At 62.2% G+C, this 21492-nt stretch carries 19 protein-coding genes; 8 read left to right on the top strand and 11 right to left on the bottom strand.

The window, feature by feature from the left end; translation table 11 throughout:
* Nucleotides 1-40 precede the first annotated feature (40 nt).
* The 6 genes from HCR76_RS04550 to HCR76_RS04525 all read left to right on the top strand — a co-directional run bounded on the left by HCR76_RS04550 (nt 41) and on the right by HCR76_RS04525 (nt 4583).
* Nucleotides 41-664, top strand: a complete 624-nt coding sequence (locus HCR76_RS04550; RefSeq protein ID WP_166988632.1) for a TetR/AcrR family transcriptional regulator — start codon at nt 41-43, stop codon at nt 662-664.
* Nucleotides 665-725: 61 nt separating this feature from the next.
* The gene (locus HCR76_RS04545; RefSeq protein ID WP_166988630.1) at nt 726-1415 is read left to right on the top strand and encodes a type 1 glutamine amidotransferase domain-containing protein; all 690 of its coding nucleotides are present in this window, start codon (nt 726-728) and stop codon (nt 1413-1415) included.
* A 130-nt stretch (nt 1416-1545) separates the two neighbouring features.
* Nucleotides 1546-2220, top strand: coding sequence for an SDR family oxidoreductase (locus tag HCR76_RS04540; protein ID WP_166988628.1), 675 nt, complete (start codon nt 1546-1548; stop codon nt 2218-2220).
* 89 nt (nt 2221-2309) lie between these two features.
* Nucleotides 2310-3179, top strand: coding sequence for an SDR family oxidoreductase (locus tag HCR76_RS04535; protein WP_166988626.1), 870 nt, complete (start codon nt 2310-2312; stop codon nt 3177-3179).
* Between the two features lie 315 nt (nt 3180-3494).
* Entirely contained in the window at nt 3495-3821 is a 327-nt protein-coding gene (locus HCR76_RS04530) for an L-rhamnose mutarotase (RefSeq protein WP_166988623.1), read from the top strand.
* A 42-nt stretch (nt 3822-3863) separates the two neighbouring features.
* Nucleotides 3864-4583 carry a DUF998 domain-containing protein gene (locus tag HCR76_RS04525; RefSeq protein ID WP_166988621.1) on the top strand — a complete coding sequence of 240 codons (720 nt, stop codon included), beginning with the start codon at nt 3864-3866 and terminating at the stop codon, nt 4581-4583.
* An 85-nt stretch (nt 4584-4668) separates the two neighbouring features.
* Here the strand turns inward: HCR76_RS04525 and HCR76_RS04520 are convergent, their stop codons facing one another.
* The 8 genes from HCR76_RS04520 to HCR76_RS04485 all read right to left on the bottom strand — a co-directional run bounded on the left by HCR76_RS04520 (nt 4669) and on the right by HCR76_RS04485 (nt 14576).
* Nucleotides 4669-5967 (bottom strand): thymidine phosphorylase, encoded by a 1299-nt coding sequence (locus HCR76_RS04520; protein WP_166988619.1) that lies wholly within the window; start codon nt 5965-5967, stop codon nt 4669-4671.
* Between the two features lie 58 nt (nt 5968-6025).
* Nucleotides 6026-6436: a cytidine deaminase gene (locus HCR76_RS04515; RefSeq protein WP_166988617.1), complete on the bottom strand. Its 411-nt coding sequence runs from the start codon at nt 6434-6436 to the stop codon at nt 6026-6028.
* Between the two features lie 8 nt (nt 6437-6444).
* Complete coding sequence (locus tag HCR76_RS04510; RefSeq protein WP_166988615.1) at nt 6445-7731, bottom strand: ABC transporter permease; 1287 nt, start codon at nt 7729-7731, stop codon at nt 6445-6447.
* Nucleotides 7728-8975, bottom strand: coding sequence for an ABC transporter permease (locus tag HCR76_RS04505; protein ID WP_166988613.1), 1248 nt, complete (start codon nt 8973-8975; stop codon nt 7728-7730). The genes HCR76_RS04510 and HCR76_RS04505 overlap by 4 nt, the downstream gene beginning before the upstream one ends.
* The gene (locus HCR76_RS04500; protein ID WP_166988611.1) at nt 8972-10486 is read right to left on the bottom strand and encodes an ABC transporter ATP-binding protein; all 1515 of its coding nucleotides are present in this window, start codon (nt 10484-10486) and stop codon (nt 8972-8974) included. Before HCR76_RS04500 ends, HCR76_RS04505 begins: the two co-directional genes overlap by 4 nt.
* 94 nt (nt 10487-10580) lie before the next feature.
* Entirely contained in the window at nt 10581-11669 is a 1089-nt protein-coding gene (locus tag HCR76_RS04495; RefSeq protein ID WP_166988609.1) for a BMP family lipoprotein, read from the bottom strand.
* A gap of 261 nt (nt 11670-11930) precedes the next feature.
* A complete protein-coding gene (locus HCR76_RS04490) occupies nt 11931-13001 on the bottom strand; it encodes a BMP family lipoprotein (protein ID WP_166988608.1) in 1071 nt (356 codons plus the stop codon).
* A 57-nt stretch (nt 13002-13058) separates the two neighbouring features.
* On the bottom strand, nt 13059-14576 hold the full coding sequence (locus HCR76_RS04485; RefSeq protein ID WP_166988606.1) for a PucR family transcriptional regulator: 1518 nt from the start codon (nt 14574-14576) through the stop codon (nt 13059-13061).
* 126 nt (nt 14577-14702) lie between these two features.
* On the opposite strand from HCR76_RS04485, the gene HCR76_RS04480 reads away from it, so the two are divergent.
* Nucleotides 14703-15590: an arginase family protein gene (locus tag HCR76_RS04480; RefSeq protein WP_166988604.1), complete on the top strand. Its 888-nt coding sequence runs from the start codon at nt 14703-14705 to the stop codon at nt 15588-15590.
* 33 nt (nt 15591-15623) lie between these two features.
* The gene (locus tag HCR76_RS04475; protein ID WP_244971483.1) at nt 15624-17045 is read left to right on the top strand and encodes an MFS transporter; all 1422 of its coding nucleotides are present in this window, start codon (nt 15624-15626) and stop codon (nt 17043-17045) included.
* A gap of 1 nt (nt 17046) precedes the next feature.
* Here the strand turns inward: HCR76_RS04475 and HCR76_RS04470 are convergent, their stop codons facing one another.
* The 3 genes from HCR76_RS04470 to HCR76_RS04460 all read right to left on the bottom strand — a co-directional run bounded on the left by HCR76_RS04470 (nt 17047) and on the right by HCR76_RS04460 (nt 21490).
* Nucleotides 17047-18435, bottom strand: a complete 1389-nt coding sequence (locus tag HCR76_RS04470; RefSeq protein ID WP_166988602.1) for an MFS transporter — start codon at nt 18433-18435, stop codon at nt 17047-17049.
* Nucleotides 18436-18439: 4 nt separating this feature from the next.
* Nucleotides 18440-20095 (bottom strand): ABC-F family ATP-binding cassette domain-containing protein, encoded by a 1656-nt coding sequence (locus HCR76_RS04465; RefSeq protein ID WP_166988600.1) that lies wholly within the window; start codon nt 20093-20095, stop codon nt 18440-18442.
* 222 nt (nt 20096-20317) lie between these two features.
* On the bottom strand, nt 20318-21490 hold the full coding sequence (locus HCR76_RS04460) for an MFS transporter (RefSeq protein WP_166988598.1): 1173 nt from the start codon (nt 21488-21490) through the stop codon (nt 20318-20320).
* Nucleotides 21491-21492 lie beyond the last annotated feature (2 nt).

Below are 21492 nucleotides of genomic sequence, written 5' to 3'. Positions count from 1 at the left end.
TCAATAGAAGACTGGTCCCATCGGCAATATCATTGCAACCATGCCAGCGAAACAGGGCGACGCCCGCCGCAAGATTCTCGATACAGGTCGACGGATTATGTCTCGAAAAGGGTTTTCTGCAACCGGTACCAGCGAAATCCTCACCGCGGCTGGGGTACCGAAAGGCTCGTTTTACCATTACTTCGGCTCAAAGGACGCATTCGGGGAGGCAATGATGCAAGCCTATTTTGCTGACTACATCGCTGAAATGGAACACATCTTCGCCGAGCCGAAGCGGACCGCAGCAGATCGCCTGATGGCCTATTGGCGAGACTGGCACGAAACTCAGAGCCTCGACGATTGTCAAGGTAAGTGCCTCGCGGTGAAGCTTGGGGCGGAAGTCGCCGACCTCTCTGAATCTATGCGACTCGCACTCAAAGACGGCACCTCCGAGATTATCGACCGCATTGAGAACACGATTGCGGAGGGCTTGAAGGACGGTTCAATTTCCATAGCCGGTGACTCCCGCGACACCGCGGAGCTGCTGTACGACATGTGGCTCGGGGCGAGCGTAATGGCAAAGATCCGTCGCGACATCGGTCCGCTAGACACAACGATGAAGGCAACCCGTCACCTTCTGCACATATCAACGCGACGCGACGAGACGCCAGCGACTAACCGCTGACACCCCTCTCTGTCCGTTCGCCTCGCTCACGACGACCAGCGCACGAGAACGGAAAGAAGCCATGAAAATACTCATCGTCCTCACCTCGCACGACAAACTCGGCTCGACCGGTCGTGATACCGGGTTCTGGCTTGAGGAGCTCGCCGCGCCCTATTACCGTTTCACCGACTCTGGAGCCGACCTCGTACTCGCTTCTCCCCACGGCGGCAAACCGCCGCTCGACCCCAAAAGCAATGAGCCGGAATTCCAGACTGACCAAACTCGCCGTTTCGAGTCCGACCCCGAGGCTCTCGCCGCCCTTGAGCGAACCACCCGCTTAGACTCCGTCGCTGTCGAAGACTTTGACGCCGTCTTCTACGCTGGCGGCCACGGCCCGCTGTGGGACCTGGCGGAAGATCCTGCCTCCGTTCGACTCATCGAAGCCACGCTGAACGCGAACAAACACCTGGCCCTGGTCTGCCACGCCCCGGGAGTGTTGCGTCACGCGACAAATCCTGACGGCACTCCCCTCGTCGGTGGCCGACGGGTCACTGGATTCACTAACGGGGAAGAAGATGCCGTCGGTCTGACTGAAGTCGTTCCATTCCTCGTGGAGGACGAACTCAAGCGGCTCGGTGCGGAGTACTCGAAAATCGGCGACTGGCAACCATATGTTGTCAAGGACGGGCTGCTCATCACCGGGCAGAACCCCGCATCGTCCAGTTCTGCCGCTGAGGCCCTCCTTGAGGAGCTCAACAATCCCCACGCGTAGCTCCCTGCGCAATTGGCACGTCAAAACAGCGAGGGACGGATGCTGCATCTATCCACGCGCTATATCCGCCCGGCCTTTGTCCACACGCAATGTTCATCTTGGCCGGTAACCAACGAGAGAGAGTGACGAGATGAGCGACAGTGACGTAACAAGAGTTTTCATCGTGGGTATCGCCGGCGCCATCGGGAGCCGCCTCGCCCATCTGCTTACGGTTGACGGCGACAGAGTCGACGGGCTCTACCGACGCTCCGAACAGGGCGAACGACTCGCGGCCGACAGCATCCGGGCTACCCAGGGCGACGTGACTCGCCTCGATGGCCCTTCCTTCGCGGAATTGCTGAAGGATACCGATGTGTTGGTCTTTGCCGCTGGAGCTGGCGGCAAAGGCGGAACCACTGCCATCGATGCCATTGACGGTGCCGCCGTCACGACGACCCTTGAAGCAGCCCGCCTCGCTGGTGTACGGCGTCTGGTGCTCGTCTCCGTCTTTCCCGAAGCCTGGCGCGGGCTGGACGTATCCGACACCTTCGAGCATTACATCGAGGTCAAGAAGAAGGCAGACGCCGAACTTGCCGCCTCCGATCTCGACTGGGTCATACTGCGTCCAGCTGCCTTGACTGACGACGCGGGCACCGGGCGCATCAGCCTCTCTCCTGCTCTAGTCCACACAAGGGTCACTCGTGACGACGTCGCTGCCGCACTCGCCGAACTTGTCCACACACCGCAAATCCACCGCCAGATTCTCGAGCTTACCCAGGGCCAGGATCATATCGCTGAAGCCGTCCGTAGGCAGATCAGGGGTTAATGAGTCGAACATCTCAGCACGAAAGCTCCTTGGATAGACGTCGCAAATCTCCGTCATGGTGGGGCCCATTCTGGATTTAAGGAGCACGCATGACTCGCACGTGGTTCATCACCGGCACGTCCTCTGGCTTCGGCCGCCATCTCACCGAACAGCTTCTTGCGCGGAAGGAAAGGGTAGCCGCCACCGCACGCCGCCCGGAGACCCTCGACGACCTGGCGGTCCGCCACCCCGACCAGCTCTGGCGAGCCGAATTGGATGTCACCGATACCACAACTCTGCGTGAGGTTATGGATCGTGCATTCGCCGATCTCGGGCAGATCGACATTATCGTCTCCAACGCCGGATACGGACTGTTTGGCGCGGCCGAGGAACTCTCTGACGAGCAGATTGATCGACAGATCGCCACCAATCTCACTGCATCCATTCAACTGGCGCGCGCTGCCATTCCCCATCTACGGCGGCAGGGGCATGGTCGCTTCATCCAGATCGCCAGCATCGGTGGTCAAGTCGCTTTCCCAGCCATGAGCCTTTATCACGCCACCAAGTGGGGCGTCGAGGGGTTCTGGGAATCAGCCGCTGCCGAACTCGCCCCTTTCAACATCGGTGTGACCCTTGTCGAACCGGGCGTCGCGCGCACGAACTTCGGAGGCGCGAGTTCGGTCCTGGGCTCACCGCTGCCTGAATACAGCGACGGCCCGTCGGGGCACCTCCGCGACATGCTCTCCGGCGAACTTCCCCCGCTTCCAGCTCCAGGAGACCCCGCAAAGATCGCGGCAGCCATAATCGCATCCGCCGAAAGCACCGAAGCGCCATTACGTTTGACGCTCGGCTCTGATGCCTACGCGCTGGCGACCACGGCCCTGCGCAACCGCCTGGAAGTTCTGGAAGCAGGGCGGGCTCTTGCCCATTCAACCGACGCAGACGACGCCTTTTCCGCTTCTGTCTCCGACGGCACTTGAGGCACCCCAATACTTTCGGCTGCGGGAAAGACGCGTCTCATCAACGGAGCTGGGGGCCGCGCCCCGACGTTTCCCCGTTTCGTATTGACCAGACGTGAACAGCGTCGCGGCACAACACGGATCTGACTCGGTCCCCGACTGCCACATGCACCCCGACGAACTCGGGGTGGCCGTTATATCTGCCGGAACTCGTGCGCGCCGTCACAATGGCACAACGGGTTGTGTGTGGGCTGCCGCGTCTGCCTGACATGTTTGTGAAACATATCATCGTAGATGCCGGCCATACCGCGCGGCACCGGGATGAAGGAGTTATCCATGGCAATTCACGAGCGCGTCTGCTTCTTGATGCACCTGAAGCCCGAACGCGTCAATGACTATCTCGCTGTGCACGACCACGTCTGGCCCGAGATGCTCGCGGCTCTGCGCGCGACGGGTTGGCACAATTACTCGCTGTTTCTGCGCGCAGATGACGGCCTCGTCATCGGCTACCTCGAAACCGACGACTACGAGCAGGCGCAGCGCGACATGGCAGCGACCGACATCAATGCGCGATGGCAGCAAAAAATGGCGGAGTACTTCGTGTCAGAGTCGAATCCGGATGCCGCGAGCGAACGTCTGACCGAGTACTTTCACCTTGAGTGATTCTGCTAGGCAATTTCGTTCACAGTGTCATAAACTTTGCGCATGCCTCCTGATCAAGCAGGATTTGACCGCGGTGCTGCTGTCACACGCAGCCTACTGGGCTGGGGTGTCGTGGCAGGCCCTTTCTACGTTGTCGTTGGACTCATTCTCGCTCTAACGCGTCCGGGCTTCGACCTCACTCGAGATGCGCTGAGCCTGCTCATGCTCGGAGAACACGGCTGGATGCAGCAGACCAACGCCGCATTGTCGGCACTCATGGTGCTCGCCGCCGCGTACGGAGTTCTCCGAACGCTCCGCTCGGGCCGCGGGCTCGCGATCGGATCGCTCACGGCGGTTTACGGCATCTGCCTCGGCCTCAGTGCCGTGTTCTTGCCGGCACCGACGGAACAGTTTCCCCCAGAGCAGTCAGGTGAGATCGTGTCTGCTGGGGGCATCCTTCACCTTGTTTTCGGTGCGCTCGGATTCGTCGCACTGGCCGCAGCAGCATTCTCTTATGCACGGTGGGCAGCATCGCGCAGTGAATCACGCCACGTGCAGCTCGGCGCTTGGTGCGGCTCAACCATTCTCGTGGGCTTCATTGCGGGCGCCGCACTCGCACAGTTTCCGATCGGCGTCGCAGCACTCTGGATCGCTGTTCTCGCCGGATGGCTCTGGCTCGCCCTCACGTCAGCGCACCTCTACACCGTCGCGCCGCACCCGGTCATCTCTGAGCGGCAGCAGCCTCCCTCGGATCCGTCCGCAGGTGGCAGCACTTCTGCCTAAAACGTCGCGCCACAAGTGAGACGCTGGGGAATGCGCTTGCCCAGGCTGCCGGGGGCGGCAGTTTACCGCGTGTCACTTTCGAGGGTCAGCCGATGCGCGCCGCCACACGCGGAGCCGGCGCGAAGGGGGTAGCATTCGCATCGATCTCGTAGGCCCCCTCAAGGGCATCGAGCGCTCGCGGGAAGCGGGCATCGTCGTCTGCCGACAGCGTGAACAGCGGCTGACCAGCCGTGACCGGCTCCCCCGGCTTCACGTGCAGGTCGATGCCCGACGCATGCAGAACAGGATCTTGTGCTCGGGCGCGCCCAGCGCCCAGACGCCACGCGGCGAGTCCAAAGGGAAGAGCCTCCTGGCGCACGAGTACGCCGTCGCGGTCCGCAGTGACTGTGTGCGACTCGTGTGCTGTCGGCATCGAGGCATCCGGGTTTCCGCCCTGAGCTTGCACCGTGCGGCGCCAGATGTCCATGGCGCGGCCGTCCGAGAGCGCTGCCTCGACATCGGCATCCGGCTGTCCTGCAAGCGTGAGCATCTCGCGCGCGAGCGCCACCGTGAGCTCAACCGTGTCGGCGGGCCCCCCGCCCGCAAGCACCTCGAGCGATTCGCGCACTTCATTCGCATTGCCGATAGCGGTGCCGATGGGCACGTTCATGTCGGTGAGCAGCGCAGACGTGGCGACTCCGGCATCCGTGCCGAGCTCCACCATGGTGCGAGCAAGTTCTTCGGCCTTTGCGAAGTCGGTCATGAACGCGCCGGAGCCGAACTTGACGTCGAGCACAAGTGACTCCGTGCCCTCGGCGATCTTCTTCGACATGATGCTCGATGCGATCAGCGGAATCGCCTCGACGGTTCCCGTCACGTCGCGCAGCGCATACAGCCGCTTGTCCGCGGGTGCGAGTCCGGAGCCGGCCGCGCAGATGACGCCTCCGAGCTCGCGCAGCTGGGCGAACATCTCGTCGTTCGAGAGGTTTGCGCGCCAGCCTGGAATCGACTCGAGTTTGTCGAGCGTTCCGCCCGTGTGGCCGAGGCCGCGCCCTGACAGCTGCGGCACCGCGACACCGAACGACGCGACGAGCGGCATGAGGGGCAACGTGATCTTGTCGCCGACGCCACCGGTTGAGTGCTTGTCGACTGTGCGCTTTTTGAGCCGTGAGAAGTCCATGCGCTCCCCAGATGCGATCATCGCGAGCGTCAGATCGCGAATCTCACGTCGCGTCATGCCGTTGAGCAAAATCGCCATCGCCAGGGCCGCCATCTGCTCGTTGCCCACGTACTCACGCGTGTAGGCGTCGACGAGCCAGTTGATCTCGTCTGTTGACAGTTCACCCTTGTCACGCTTGGTGCGGATGATGTCGACGGCGTCGAACGCCTCAATACGGTCGGTCATGCGTTCCTTTCCTTGCAGAGCGGATGCCGGTGAGCCTTGCGCGCCTGCACGTCGCTGGTCAGCGACTGAAGTCTTCGAGCTGACGCGGCCCGAATGCGTCGGGCAGCACCTCGTCGATTGTTCGGATTCCCGAGACGGTGTCGAGCAGCATCCCTGGCTCTGAGTGCTCGTACAGCAGCTGACGACAGCGGCCGCATGGCATGAGTGTCTGCCCGTTGCCGTCGACGCAGGCAAACGCGACGAGTCGACCCCCTCCGGTCATCGCGAGGTTCGAGACAAGGCCGCACTCGGCGCACAGCCCGACTCCATAGCTCGCGTTCTCGACGTTGCAGCCCGTGACGATGCGGCCGTCTGTCACGAATGCCGCGGCGCCGACCGGAAACGTCGAGTAGGGCGCGTATGCCTTGCGCATCGCCTCTGTCGCGCTGTGGCGAAGTCGATCCCAGTCGATTGTGCCAGCGTCGGTCACGGTTCCTCCTACGATTTTATGTATGGACTGCCGCTTGCTGCCGGCGGTCGAGACTGGCCGACGAATCCGGCGACGGCGAGGATCGTGACGATATACGGCAGCATGAGGAGAAACTCGCTGTCCACGGGAGAGCCGAGAGCGCCCAACAGATTCTGCAGGTTCGTGGCGAAGCCGAACAGCAGTGCCGCAAGCGTCGCCTTGATGGGATTCCATTGACCGAAGATCACGGCGGCAAGCGCGATAAAGCCCATGCCGGCGGTCATGTCTTTGGTAAACCCGCCGACGGAGCCGAGCGTGAAGTAGGCGCCGCCGAAACCGGCGATGGCTCCCGCGAGAGAGACGTTCCAGAATCGAGTCGTGTTCACGCGGATACCGACGGTGTCAGCGGCCTGCGGGTGCTCGCCGACAGCGCGAACGCGAAGCCCCCACTTGGTATGGAACATGCCCCAGTACACGAGCGCAATCGCGATGTACATCACGTAGATGATGATCGTCTGACGGAAGAACACGGGGCCGATCAGCGGAATCTCGCTGAGAAACGGGATGCTGATGCGTTCGAACCGCGGTGGGCTGTTGAGCAGTGGAGTGTTCTCGGTGAGCACCTGCGAATAGAAGAACGAGGTGAGGCCTAGCACGAGCACGTTCACGACGACACCGACGATGATCTGATCGACGAAGTACTTGATTGAGAACGCCGCGAGAATGAAGCTCACGAGCATTCCGGCAACCATCGCTGCGAGCAGTCCGAGGTAGGGGTTCTGCGTCACCGAGGCCACGACGGCCGAGCTGAACGCGCCGGCGAGCAGCTGCCCCTCGATCGCAATGTTCACGACACCGGAGCGCTCAGAGATCACGCCGCCGAGGGCACCGAAGATCAGAGGTGCCGATAGCGCGACGGTTCCGAGCAGGAAGCCGGGAAGGGGAACGTTTCCGCCCGCTGCCGCCCACGCGAAGAAGCCGATGAGAAACAGCACGGCGAACACCGAGGTGAGCCACAGCCACGTCGCCGTGTAGTTGATGGTGCGCCACACCGATACCGCGGTGATCGCAGCGAGCAGAATCGTGACGACGACGCCGGTCACTGCCGCGTTCATCACGAGGGGCGGCAGCACGATGGCGTCTGAGTCGTTTGACAGTTTGAACGTTGTGTCGCCCTCGCGCGCAAGGAAGACGAAGAGGATCAGCGCGGCGATGGTGACAATCGCAAACGCGATAGGTGCCTTCCAGCTTCGCACCTGTGCAACTTCAAGGCTCTCTGAGACGGGAATGTCCGCTGCATTGCTGACGGTGCTCACTTGGCCGCCACCTCCTTCGACACGTTGGGGGTGGTGCGCTTCTTGTCACGGGCACCGGGCTTGGGGATGAAGAAGATGGAGCGCACAAGCGGCGGCGCGGCGATGAAGAGAACGATGACCGACTGCACCACGAGCACGATGTCGATCGGGATTCCCTCACCCGCCTGCATGGCGTAGCCACCAGCTTTGAACGCACCAAATAGGATGCCGGCCGCGAACGTGCCCCACGGGGTGCTGCGGCCGAGCAGCGCGACGGTAATGGCGTCGAACCCGATGCCGGCGTCGATCCCCGAGCTGAATCCGCTCGTGATCGTGCCGAGCACCTGCGAGACGCCAGCGAGACCCATGAGCCCACCGGCGATGAGCATTGACCAGATATACATGCTCTTCACGTTGATGCCAGCAGTGCGTGCAGCGTTGGGGTTCTCCCCGACTGCACGGAATTTGAACCCGAGGTTCGATCGATTGAGCAGCCACCACACAAACACCGTGGCGAGAATCACGAGTATGAATCCGGCGTGCAGGTTGTAGCGCTCTCCGAAGATGGGCGGCAGAATCGCCGTGGGCAGCATCGGCGCAGACTCGGGGTTCACTGTGCCCGGAGCCTGAAGAAGCCCTGGCGTGCGCAGCATCCACGAAATCAAATAGAAGGCAACGTAGTTGAGCATGATCGTGAGGATCACCTCGTGAGCGCCGGTTCGCGCCTTCAGGTAGCCGACGAGACCGCCCCACAGCGCACCGGCGACAACACCCGCGATCACTGCGAGAGGAAGGTGGATCCATATCGGCAGGTGGAACGAGAATCCGACCCATCCCGCGGCTCCTGCAGCAACGAGCATCTGACCGCGTCCACCAATGTTGAACAGGCCCGCTCGGAACGCCAGCGCCACGCCGAGTCCGCCGGCGATCAGCGGCGTGGCGTGATGCAGCGTATCGGTGATGGACTTGATCCCCGCGAGGAATGTGTCGCGATTCGTGTTGTAAATCGCTCCATTGAAGAGGGCGATATACGCACCGGAAACGGCGTCCCAGATTGCGGCCAGCATATCGGCCGGCCGTGCGAAGAAGTACCCTGCGGTCTCCTGAACCTTGCTGTCGGTGAAGGCAATGAGCACGGCACCGACGACGAGTGAGATCACAACGGCCAGCACGGTCATCACGGTGCTGCTGTTCATGATCTGCGACGCGAGCTGGTTCGCTCGCGGCGCCTCAGAATTCTTCTTGTCCGTTTCGACGTCGGTCATGCTGCAGCTCCCGTCGGCTTTTCGCCGGCCATCATCAGACCGAGCACGTCACGCGATGTGTTTCCGGGCACGATGCCCACGATCGACCCGCGATACATCACGGCAATGCGATCGGCGAGAGCAGCCACTTCGTCAAGTTCCGTCGATACGACGACAACGGGAATGCCTGCGTCTCTCGTCTCGACCATGCGTTTGTGAACGAACTCAATCGAACCCACGTCGATGCCTCGCGTGGGCTGCGCGGCGATGAACAGCTTGAGTTCGCGGCTGAGCTCCCGAGCGAGCACCACTTTCTGCTGATTGCCCCCCGAGAGGTTTCCCGCATTCGTCTCGACGGAGGGGGCCCTGATATCGAATTCGTCCTTCGTCTCGTGAGCAAACGTATCGAGGTACCCGAGCTGCAGGCTCCCGGCCTTGACAAAGGGAGCTCCGTTTGCCCGATCGAGCATGAGGTTCTCGGCGATGGTGAAATTCTTGATGATGCCGTCTTCGGAACGGTCCTCGGGAACGTACCCGACTCCGGCATCGAGCACTTTTCTCACGTCGAGACCCGAGAGATCTTCGCCATTCAACGAAACTGTTCCCGTGACGCGCGGCTGCAAACCCATGATCGCTTCGGTGAGCTCCGTCTGACCGTTGCCTTGCACTCCGGCAATCGCGAGAATCTCGCCCGCATGAACGTCGAAGCTCACATTGTTGACAACCTTGAGTCCGAGAGGATCGATCACATTGAGATTCTTGACCGAGAACGACACATCTCCGAGGGTCGGGTCGTCCTTCTGCACGGTGAGTTCGACAGCACGGCCCACCATCAAGGTGGCCAGTTCGCTGTTGCTCGCCGTCGGTTCGGCTTCGCCGACAACCTTGCCGAGACGCACAACGGTGATGCGGTCGGCGACTTCACGCACCTCGCGGAGCTTGTGCGTAATAAAGACGATCGACGTTCCGCCTTCTTTCAACTGCCGCATCGTCTCGATGAGCTCATCGGTCTCTTGAGGGGTCAGTACGGCAGTGGGCTCATCGAACACCAGAACCTTGGCGTCGCGGGACAAAGCCTTGATGATTTCAACGCGCTGCTGCACGCCGACGGGGAGATCCTCGACAAGCGCGTCGGGGTCGACATTGAACCCGAATCGCTCGGAAATCTCGAGAACCTGCTTGCGGGCGGCCGCGAGGTCAAGCGCACCGCCAAATCGTGTCGACTCGTGGCCGAGCATGACGTTCTCAGCAACGGTGAAGACGGGAATGAGCATGAAGTGCTGGTGCACCATGCCGATGCCGGCGCGCATGGCGTCACCGGGCCCCGAGAAGCTCTGCACCTCGTCGTCGAGAAGGATGTCGCCCTCGTCAGCCTGGTACAGGCCGTAGAGCACGTTCATGAGCGTTGATTTTCCGGCGCCGTTCTCTCCGAGAAGACAGTGGATTTCGCCCGGTTCGACAACAAGGTCGATGTGATCGTTCGCCGTCAGCGATCCGAATCGCTTGGTGATGCCGCGAAGTTCGAGCTTCATGTTAGGGATCCTACGGTTAGTACGTCCATCACAACAGAGGAGGCCAGCTGGGTGGCTGGCCTCCCCCGCAGTGCTGTGAGTTGCGAGTAAGCGATTACTTCGGGCTTGACGGAGACGTGACCTCGATCGAGCCGTCGATGATGCCCGCCTTGATCGTGTCGAGCTCGCCCTGGAGGCTGTCGCTCACCTTGTCTTCCCAGTCGTGGAACGGGGCAAGGCCGACGCCCTCGTTCTCGAGCGTTCCAACGTACGGCTCAGCGTCGAAGTCGCCATCCTTAGCGGCCGCGGTGACGATGTTGTAGACACCGTCGCTCATCTGCTTCATGATCGACGTCAGGAACATGTCGTTGTCTGAATCGGCCGTCTTGAAGAGGTCAGCGTCGACACCGATCATTGCGATCTCCTCGCCTGAGTCCTTGATCGCCTCAATGCCAGAGAGGAAGATCGGACCGCCGACGGGCAGAAGCACGTCAACACCCTGGTTAATGACGCTGGTCGCCGTCTGCTTCGCTGTCTCGTTTGCATCGAAGCCACCGGTGAACTGCCCTTGCTGTGCATCAACGTCCCAGCCGACGACCTGCACATCGGCGTCTTTCTGTTCGTTGTAGTACGCGACGCCGTCAGCGAAGCCGTCCATGAAGATCGTCACTGTCGGAATCTGCATTCCGCCAAATGTGCCGACCTTGCCGGTCTTCGACGTGTCTGCCGCGGCGTACCCGGCAAGGAACGCTGCCTGAGCAGTGTCGAAGATCATCGGCTTGACGTTGTCGGCCTCAATGGAGTTGTCATCAAGGATCAGAAAGTTGACGTCGGGGTTCTTCTCTGCCGCTTCCTTTGTCGCGTCAGCGAGCAGGAATCCGACGGTGATGATCAGGTCGCAGCCCTGGTCGACGAGACTCGTGATGTTCGGGCCGAAGTCGGCCTCTGACGCCGACTCGACGTGCTTCTCTTCGATGCCGAGGTCGTCTGCAGCCTTGACGAGTCCTTCGTAGCTCGACTGGTTGAACGACTTGTCGTCGAATCCACCGGAGTCAGAGACGATGCAGGGAAGATAGTCGATGGCTTCGCCGTCCGAACCGCCGCCTCCAGCGGACTCGGGGGCTTGTCCACAGCCGGCAAGCAGGGCGACGACGCCCAGGCCAGCAAGGCCGCTCATCACGGCCTTTCGGGTTGTGATTGTCAAGGTGACCTCCAGGTTGCGCAGCCTGCGGTGCCGCAGGGATTAAGGCTCAGGTTACCGAACGTGACGCGCTCCAATTGCGCTCTGTCGCACTTCGACCTCGAAGTGTTACACATCGATAACTCAAACCTTGTGGAGCGATCGTAAGCCGCTCTTCGCGCACTGCGCACGTTTGTGCTCATATGAGCACGCCCCTCACGCGACCCCCAACGTATGAGCATGGACCTGCACTTCAGAGCACCCCACAACGGGGGCCGGATGCTGTCAGGCCGTCGGGGAGCTGGGAGATGTCACGTCCACATCGCCGTCGATGATCTGCTGGCGAAGCTCGTCGATTTCGGCGGCGAGATCGTCGCCGACCGCATCCGTCATGTCATGAAACGGGGCGATGTCCACTCCCCCGTTCTCAAGGGTTCCGATGAACGGCTCGTTGTCGAGCTCTCCGTCGAGATCGCGCTTCACAATGTCGGTGACGGCATCCTGTGTCTTCTTCAGCACACTCGTCAGGAGAAGTGGTTGGTACTCCGTCGGTAGTGTCTCGTAGCCGTCATTGTCGACCCAGACGATCGAGACGTCGCCGGCGTCCGCTGCCGCAGCTGCCGCGCCCTCGCCCACCTGGCCGGCGACAGGCATGATCACGTCTGCACCCTGCTGAATGAGCGACTCCGCCGTCGCCTTTCCCTTATTGACATCTTCGAAGTCGCCGGTGAACTGGCCGTCTTGTGCGTCCTTATCCCACCCGATCACCGTCACGTCGGCATCGTTCACCTCGTTGTAGTGCTCCACTCCGTCGACGAAGCCGTCCATGAACAGCGTGACGGGGGGCTGGTTTCCGCCGCCGAACGTGCCGACGGTTCCGGTCTTCGAGACGCCGGCGGCAACGTAGCCGGCGAGAAATGCCGCCTCGGCCGTATTGAAGACGACCGAAGTGATGTTCTCGCCGTCGAGCTGCTCGTCGACGATGGCGAAGTGTCGATCAGGGTTCTCAGCGGCGGCAGTCTGCGTGTACTCGGCGAGCTCCCACCCGACGGTGACGATCAGGCGGCACCCAGTGTCAACGGCCTGCTCGACGTTGGGCTCGAGGTCGCTCGGCGTCTTCGACACGATCGCCTGGGCGTCGATGCCAAGCTCGTCCTGAGCCTGCTCAAGACCCTCCCAGCTCGACTGGTTAAACGAGCGGTCTTCGAGCCCGCCAGAGTTGGTGACCATGCGGGCGCAGTAGTCTGCCGTCGCACCGTCATCGGAATCGGACTCGGGTGCCTGACCGCAGCCGGCCAGGACAAGAGCGGATGCTGCGGCAAGCGCTGCGATGCATGCGAAATTGCGGTGAATCATGTGGCGGCCCTTTCACAGACAGCAACGGTGGGTGGTTCTACCGTAGCGGTCACGCGGCTACATCATTCCCCGATCGCCTGATTCAAGAGCGAGCCAGAGGAGCACGCGGTCGCTCGGCGACTCGAGTGAGACATCAAGGATCTGCTCTGCTTCGGTGAGACGCGCGTTCACCGTCTGACGATGGATGCCGATGCTCGCAGCCGCGCGTTCCCGCGCGCCGTTGCAGCGCAGGAATGCACGAAGGCTACCCGAGAGTCGCTGTGAGTCACCATCGGCTGCCTCGAGACGGTGACGCCACTCGGCCATGAGTGGTTGTTCAGCCGCCTGCTCTGCGATCCACCCGGCGAGGTTGTCGGCGCTGACCGACGCGTATGCGACCACCCGTGGGCCGTCTGAGTCACGCGGCACCATTCGTCGAGCCGCTGATGCTTCGTGAACGCAGTTCCGTAAGTCACTCAGTGAGTGTTCCCCGCTGATGCCTGCTCTCCACCGCGCGTCGGAGCCGATCGCCTGTTGAATCACTCGGGTGACGATTGGCTCAAGGGAACCGATAGCGGCATCAGACATGACAGCGACAATGCCGGGAGCACGACGCAGGACGAGACCCTCGATGCGCTGTGCTGAGTATGTGGAACACAGCTGGGAAGCAGCTTCGTCGAGGGAACCATCGCTGCACTCACACTCAATCTGAACGACGAGGCACCCGCGCGACCGGGGCAAGAGAATCCGCATCAGCGCATCCTCCGGGGGCACGACATCATCAAGAATGAGCTCGGCCAGCTCTTGGCGCACTGTCAGCGGGCTGAGGCTCTCCGAGTCCTCTCGGAGCACGGTTGCAACGGACCCGATAATGTTCTGCTCGACAGCCGAATACCGTCGTTTGCGCGCCACAGCGAGAAATGACGACGCCGCCCGCGATGTGTAAATGACGAGGTCCCTCACGCCCGCAGTTGCACTCTGCCGTTCCGAGTCGCCGTGAATGCGAATCTCATTCCGGATGCTGTTGAGCTCTTGCTCGTCGAGATCGCCCCCACCCTGGACGACATCCTCGCTTCCATCAGCCCGCCGAAGAACAACCGTCGCCTCGAGGACACGAGCGACTTTGACAAGGCTGTCATGCACCAGTGCCGCAGTCTGCGTGTTCCGTGCAAGCCGTTGTTGCACATCCAGCATCCGATTGACCTGAGTCAGCTCTTCGGCCGCGATACGTCGCGACACAAACTCGGCGATCGCAATATACGGAGTGCTCAAAGGAACAGCGAGCAGGGGGATGCCGCAGGTGCGGGCCGCTTCTGCCCACATCTGCGGCACCTCATCGGAGACAAAGCCGACGCCGTACCCGACGGCCGCGATGCCCCTGCCTGCAAGCGATTCGAACAGCGCGAGCACGTCAGCTTCGCTTCGCTCAATGAGTCCCGTCGTGAGGAGAAGCTCGTTGCCGCTGAGCCAGGGGCTGGGATCCCCGATCTCAGATACGTGAACCCACCGAATCGGCCGTCCCGTCCATTCATGCCCGACGACACAGCTCAACTGCAGAGTCTCCTCCGCAAGAAGGTCCGCGACCGTCACACTCATCTCGCCCTCCAGTCATCACGCACACCGTGAACAGAATGTGTTGTACTCACAATAACCGTGATTGGCCCCCGTTCACACGCACCGCAGACTGGGGGCGTCCCATCCCACGACAATCAAGGATTCAGAATGGCAGACTCCCGCTCTTTCGAGATCGTCGGCGCTCCGTTTGATGGAGCTTCGACTCTCGGCATCCCCGGCTCACGTTATGCCCCGGATTCAATCCGCCGCGCACTCGAGTGGATCACGATGCGGGTCGAGGACGGCGCTGTGTATTCCCTTGAGACCGGCGAGTTACACGATGCCCCGCACATCGCCGACGGCGGTGACGCACATGTTGTGGCGCACGATCTCGAGGCGACGCTTGCCAACACGAGTAGTCGCATTGCCCAGAGCGTCCGTGCCGGGCACGTGCCTCTCCTGCTCGGCGGCGACGACTGTTTTCTGTACGCCGGCACACGTGGGCTGCATGACGGAACCGATGAAGGTACCGTCGCGGTGATCCACTTTGATGCCCACCTCGATGTGATGGACGAGAATGAGCAGCAGGGGCGGCACAGCCAGTCAAGCGGTATGCGCCGTTCGCTCGAGTTACAGCGCGCGAGTCGCGATCACAGCGTGCAAGTGGGGCTCCGCCATTTCAACTTCCCGTCGTCACGTGCCTATGTTCTCGACGACGGTCCTGCTCAGATCACCGCACGCACCGTCGACCAGATCGGCAGCACGGGGGTTGTGGATCGTGTTCTCGAAAGAATCGCTGGGGCAGATCATGTTCATCTGAGCTTCGACATCGACGCCATCGACCCGGCACACGCGCCGGGGGCGGGCGCATCCGAACCCGGGGGCATCACCTCACGCCAGGCAATCGATATCGTCAGCGCGCTTGCACCGCACTGCGATTCCTTCGCCGTAACCGAGGTCAACCCGATGACCGACCACCGCGATATGACATCGACCCTCGCCGCGTACCTCTGCTATTACTTCTCAGTTTTCGGGCAGCACGCGGCGCGGGCCTGACGCGAACCTCACAAAGACAATGGAGTTTTCATCGTGACCACGTCAAATCACGCAGATTTCACCGGCCCCTATGACACGGGCACGATCAACGTCGTGAAGCGACGGCAGTTGAGACGAACCGTTCTCGGCACATTCGTCGGCAACGTCATGGAATGGTATGACGTCGGAGTCTTCGGCTACCTCATCGTGACGCTCGGCCCGGTGTTCCTCCCCGAGGCCGACACCGCCGCTCAGGTTGTCTTCATGTTGGGAACGTTCGCGAGCACGTACCTTCTCCGCCCGCTTGGCGGCCTGTTCTTCGGGTGGCTCGGTGACAAGATCGGACGCAAACGCGTCCTGTTCATGACGCTGGCGCTCGTCGCCTCGGCGACGTTCGCCATCGGACTGCTGCCCGTCTATGCCACGGTTGGAATCCTGGGTTCGGTACTCCTCGTGCTGCTCAAGATGCTGCAGGGATTCTCGGCGGGAGGCGAGTTCACCGGTGCCATCACCTTCATCAGCGAATCGGCACCAGACAAGAAACGTGGCTTTTATGCAGCGTTTCTTGATGCCGGCAGCTATCTGGGGTTTGCCCTCGGAGCCGCCCTAGTAACCGCTCTGCAGGTGTTCTTTGGCCAGCAGGCGATGCTCGATGGACTCTGGCGCGTCCCGTTTCTCGTCGCAGGCCCGATCGGTTTGATTGCAATCTACCTGCGCCTGCGGGTCGAGGAGTCGCCGCAGTTCAACGCGCTTCTCGAGGCTCGGCGCCACGAAACCGGTGCACGTCGGGAACGGCTGAAGCTCAACCCGATTCGCGCGTTTGCCGAGAACTGGCGAGCGCTGCTCATGGTCATCGTCCTCGTTGCTGCCGCGAATTCAGCGGGCTACGCATTCACCTCCTACATGCCGACCTACCTGTCGACGGTTCTCGAGCACGACGCCGTGCAGAGCAACCTGATCTCGCTTCCGCTTCTGCTGCTCATGGCCTGCTCGATGCCACTCGTCGGAATGCTGTCCGATCGAGTTGGCCGCAAGCCTGTGCTCTTTGGAGCATCAATCTGGGTGATCGTTCTGAGCGTCCCGGCGTTTGCGCTGCTCGGCAACGACAGCCTCGCCGGCACGATTCTGGGACTCGCGCTCATCGGCATTCCGGTCGCACTGTATATGGGAACTCTCGCGTCGACATATCCGGCACTCTTTCCCACGAGCAGCCGCACAACGAACCTCGGCGTTTCATACAACATCTCCATCGCGGTCTTCGGCGGGACAGCACCGCTCGTGATCGACGCGCTCATCCGGGCAACCGGAAACCAGTTCGCTGCCGCGTTCTACCTGATCGGCATGTCCATCATCGGGCTCGTCGCCATCACGCTTCTGCGAGAGAGCGCGGGGCATCCCCTTAAGGGTTCAGAACCCAACGTCGAAACCGAGCGGGAGGCTCATGCGCTCAATCTGCAGAGAACCGCGGGACAGTGACTCACCGCCTGGCGACGTGTGCACCGGCCTGCGCGGGTAACCGCGACGCCTCGATCGCAGGAAACAGCAACAGCGCGGCGACCACGAGAAACGCCCAGCGGTAGCCGAGCCCGCCGTCTGACGGAAAGGCGATGTCAGCAATGCTCGTCGTGAGCCGCACGATGAGCGCGGCAACAGCGATGCCGAGCCCCGCCGCCACCTGCTGCATCGTCGACGCAAGGGTATTCGCCTCGTTCGTCTGCTCCGGCTCGATGTCAGCGAATTGCACCGAGTTATAGCCGCTGAATCCGATCGAGCGGAAGACGCCACTGAGAAACAGTGCAACGGCGATCACGGCAAGCGGCGTCGTCTGCGTCAGGAATGCACACCACACGTACACGGCGGCGCCGGCAAGGTTGCTGCCGACGATCACCGTGCGAAATCCGAAACGCCGAATGAGCGGACTCGTCGCAGGTTTGATCATGATGTTGCCGGCGAAGACCGCGACAACGAGGATGCCGGCGAGCGATGCGCTCCAGCCGAATCCCTCCTGAAACATCAGAGTGAAGACGAAGGGCGCAGCGCTGATGAGGAGCCGGTAGACCCCGCCGCCCACGTTGCCGACGCGGAACGTGGCAATGCGCAGCGCCCCGAAACGCAGCAGCGGATGGGCTGCGCGCAGCATCCGCCACAGTCCCAGTGCTCCGGTCGCACCCGCAAGAGCGAGCAGAAGCAGGGCGACACCGAGATTCGTTCCGATCTCTTCCATGCCGAGCACGAGAGCTGCGAGTGCCACTCCCAGCAGGGCAAAGCCCATGAGATCGAGCGGATGCCGCTGGGCGAACTCGCCCGACGGCACGAGTTTGATCGCAGCAACCATCGCGACGATGCCGATGGGAATGTTGATGAGAAAGATCCAGTGCCAACCAATCGTGTCGGCGATGATTCCTCCGAGCGCTGGAGCGAGCACCGGCGCGAGGAGCGCGGGCCACGTGAGGTACGCCATGGCGTCGAGCAGATCGCGTTTGTCGACGGCACGCAGAACCGCGAGCCGCCCGACGGGCACCATCATTGCACCGCCGAGACCCTGCAGAACCCGCGCGGCGACGAGCAGCGGAAGGCTCGGGCTGAGCGCGCACAGCAGTGATGCTGCGGTGAATACCGCGATCGCCGCACAGAAGACGCGCTTGGTTCCGAAACGGTCGGCGAGCCAGCCGCTGGCAGGAACGCCGACAGCGAGGGTGAGCAGGTACGCCGTCATCGCCAGGTTGATGTCGACGGCGCGTACCCCGAAATCGGCGGCCATTGCCGGTGCGGCAGTCTGGATGATCGTGCCGTCGAGGTTCTCCATGAAGAACGCGGCGGCGACAAGCAGCGCGAGCGGACGATTGAGGGTCAGCGAACGCGGCATCCTCCTATTCTGCCGTCAGTGCGAACTCTTCCTCGTTCCAGCGTCGGCGCAGCCACCGATCGTGGCTCGCGATTACGACAGCGCCCGGGTAGCTGCCCAGCGCGTGCTCCAGCTCTGTGGCAAGCGAGAGCGAGAGGTGATTCGTCGGTTCGTCGAGAAGAAACAGGTGCGGCGGCTTCGCGATGATGAGTGCGAGTGCCACGCGACGCTGCTGCCCGACTGACAGCGACCCCACGGGGCGATCCGCATCACGCGGGGCGACGAGGCCGAGGGAAGTCAGCGGCACCTGCCCCGCACGTTTCTCGCCGAGTGCCTTCTCGTACAGCTGACGGGCAGACGCATCCGGTTTCGCGAAGCGCACGTCTTGCTCCAGCAGCTGCACGCGCAGGCCTCGCCTTCGAGCAACGTTTCCCCTGTCGGGCCGCAGATCTCCGGCCATGACGTGCAGCAGTGTCGACTTGCCCGCTCCGTTCGGCCCCGTCACGAGTAGCTGCGTCTGCGGCTCGATTGTCACCCGGTCGGCGCGCAGCCTTCCCCGAATGCACACGTCGCGCACGGCGAGCAGCGCCGTGCCCTCGCCACGTGCATGTGACCCGGTCGGGATGCCGGTGAAGCTCAGCAGCGTCGGCGGCTTGCGAACGTGATTCTCACGCAGGTCATCCAGACGTCCGCGAGCATCCTTCACACGACGGCTGATCGCGCCGTCGGTGCGAGCCCGTTTGAACTTGGTAATGAACTTGTCGTTGTCTGTCGGTCCGCGCCCGTGATTCACGTGCCGTGCCGTGACGTCGACGGTGAGTTTCAATTGCTTCAGTTCGTCTTGCTCGGCGGCAAACTGCTGCTCCCACCTTTCCCGTTCGGCCTGCTTTGCATCAAGATACTCGGTAAAGCTGCCGCCGAAGACGGTGACACCGTGGGATTCCCCACGTCCGGAACGGCCGGCGTCGAGATCGATCAGCGCCGTCGCAGCCTCATCGAGAAACGCGCGGTCGTGGCTCGCGAACAGCACAGGGCCATTCCACCCGGTGAGTTCATCGCGCAGAAACGACACCGCCGAATCGTCGAGGTGGTTTGTCGGCTCGTCGAGCAGCAGAGCATCCGGTCGCTCGAGCAGCAAAGCGGCGAGCGCGAATCGACTGCGCTGGCCACCGCTCACCGCATCAAGCCGTCGCTGGCGCGGGATGCTGTCGAGCCCCAACCCCGCAAGTACGCGGTCCCTGCGGGCGTCGATGGCCCACACATCAAGGCGCTCAGCGTTCTCGAGGGCAGCGGCGTAACGCTCGGAATCGGACGCTGAGGAGCCGAGCTTCTCAGCGGCATCCGTCAGTTCATGCTCGGCGAGACGAAACTCGACGAGAGCCCGCTCGATCAGATCGTCGACAGTGTCGTCGGCATCGCGCGGAACCTCCTGCCAGAGCAGTCCCGTTCGAGCCGAGCGCGCCACCGTGCCGGAATCGGGTTCATCAACGCCGGCGATGATGCGCAGCAGCGTCGACTTGCCCGCGCCGTTTTCGCCGATCAGGCCGATTCGCGCTCCCCGGGGAACGCTGAAGCCAACGTTCGTCAGAACGCGACGATCGCCGAATGATCGCGAGATGCCATCGAGGCGAAGATGATCGAACGTCGCAGCCGTGTGTTTATGGAGTGATTGAGTGTGCATCTGGTCCCTCGGGGTCGACCAGGTGCACGCGCCGAACATCGGCTGCTCTGCATGAGCGGATGTGAATCCCGCGCACCTGTGACGGTGTCCGCCGGGCTGAGCCTTCAGACGCGGACTGTACAGGGTGCGTTAGATCTTCACGATGGTCGAGCATAGACGACGGATGCCACAAAGTAAACGGCAATTGGTGTGACCCTCAATCCGGAGCCACGACGGACGGTTCTATGAGGCGGTCTCGGAGCCCGTCGTAAAGGTTTGCAGCGTTTTGTCTGTGACGACGACGATGGACGCCAGTATTGCGATTCCTGCTGACGCTGCCAGCATGGTTGCGGTTCCGGTCGAGGCGACGATCAGCCCGATGAGCGGATTGACGATGAGTTGTGGTGCTTGTTGTACGAGTATGAGCAGGCTCTGAAACCGGGAGATCATTGATGCCGGTGCGAGCAGAATGTAGGTCGGGAAGACGTGGGCGGTAAAGATGACGACTCCGACACCCACGAGGATGGTGCTTGCCGCGGCGATTCCCCAGATTGGTGCGAGTGCGAGGAGTCCGAGGCCCGCTGCGACAACAAGCGGTCCAGCGGCCATGGGGAGCCAGACTCGTGACGCGGTACCTCGCCAGGCGAACCATGCTCCGCACACAAGGCCGCCCGCAATCCAGCCTGCTTCAATCACACCGGCCTCCGTTGCGGTCCAGCCACGTTCTCGTGCGGCGAGTGGTATTCCGAGAAGGACAGCGGGGATCACTGCGCCAGCAACGATTGCGACACACACCAGGAGCGCAGGCACACCCTTTGTGGCTCGCGCGGTTGTCATGCCGTCGGCGATGCCACGGACGGTGACAGCCTCAATCGCAGTCGCGTGTTCGATAGGCGGACGAATCATGAGAAGGGTGACCAGCATGGCAGCGCATCCGAGCACGTCGAGCAGGGCGACTCCGCTCAGCGCAGTGACGCCGATGAGCAATCCGCCAAGGGGCGGGGCGATTGTGCGCGCGAGCTGGCTGGCCATCCCGACTCGCGCCATGGCCGCGCCGAGTGTGTTGTCCGCGACGAAGAGGCGAGGGAACACACCCGCGGCCGGACGGAGAAACGCGGCAACGGTGCCGATGAGCGCAGCCGTGATCAGCAGCAGTAGTGGTGGCGTTGCCCAGAGCGTGACGGCGAGGGCGAGGCTCGCGCTGGTCGTCATCAGTACGATGGTGCAGCTGATCATGACTCGACGAGGCCCGAACCGGTCAGTGACCGCGCCACCGAGCAGCACCAGGAACACAGAGGGAGCCACCGTCACGGTAAGCACTGCCGAGGCGACGTCTGGGCCGTGTCCGGATGCCACCCACGTCAGAGCAAACGCGAGAACCCCAGAACCGAGTTCTGAGCCGACCGTTGCAGCCACCC

Source organism: Paramicrobacterium chengjingii (genome assembly GCF_011751765.2).
GTDB classification, from domain to species: domain Bacteria; phylum Actinomycetota; class Actinomycetes; order Actinomycetales; family Microbacteriaceae; genus Paramicrobacterium; species Paramicrobacterium chengjingii.
Note: the sequence above shows the minus strand (reverse complement) of the source record. Positions and strands in the feature narration are given on the sequence as shown.

Coding starts and splice junctions, on each gene's coding strand:
- HCR76_RS04530 (WP_166988623.1), top strand. CDS start 3,495: ATGGCAATTCACGAGCGCGTCTGCTTCTTGATGCACCTGAAGCCCGAA.
- HCR76_RS04520 (WP_166988619.1), bottom strand. CDS start 5,967: ATGACCGACCGTATTGAGGCGTTCGACGCCGTCGACATCATCCGCACC.
- HCR76_RS04485 (WP_166988606.1), bottom strand. CDS start 14,576: ATGAGTGTGACGGTCGCGGACCTTCTTGCGGAGGAGACTCTGCAGTTG.
- HCR76_RS04535 (WP_166988626.1), top strand. CDS start 2,310: ATGACTCGCACGTGGTTCATCACCGGCACGTCCTCTGGCTTCGGCCGC.
- HCR76_RS04525 (WP_166988621.1), top strand. CDS start 3,864: ATGCCTCCTGATCAAGCAGGATTTGACCGCGGTGCTGCTGTCACACGC.
- HCR76_RS04505 (WP_166988613.1), bottom strand. CDS start 8,975: ATGACCGACGTCGAAACGGACAAGAAGAATTCTGAGGCGCCGCGAGCG.
- HCR76_RS04470 (WP_166988602.1), bottom strand. CDS start 18,435: ATGCCGCGTTCGCTGACCCTCAATCGTCCGCTCGCGCTGCTTGTCGCC.
- HCR76_RS04480 (WP_166988604.1), top strand. CDS start 14,703: ATGGCAGACTCCCGCTCTTTCGAGATCGTCGGCGCTCCGTTTGATGGA.
- HCR76_RS04545 (WP_166988630.1), top strand. CDS start 726: ATGAAAATACTCATCGTCCTCACCTCGCACGACAAACTCGGCTCGACC.
- HCR76_RS04550 (WP_166988632.1), top strand. CDS start 41: ATGCCAGCGAAACAGGGCGACGCCCGCCGCAAGATTCTCGATACAGGT.
- HCR76_RS04490 (WP_166988608.1), bottom strand. CDS start 13,001: ATGATTCACCGCAATTTCGCATGCATCGCAGCGCTTGCCGCAGCATCC.
- HCR76_RS04465 (WP_166988600.1), bottom strand. CDS start 20,095: ATGCACACTCAATCACTCCATAAACACACGGCTGCGACGTTCGATCAT.
- HCR76_RS04540 (WP_166988628.1), top strand. CDS start 1,546: ATGAGCGACAGTGACGTAACAAGAGTTTTCATCGTGGGTATCGCCGGC.
- HCR76_RS04500 (WP_166988611.1), bottom strand. CDS start 10,486: ATGAAGCTCGAACTTCGCGGCATCACCAAGCGATTCGGATCGCTGACG.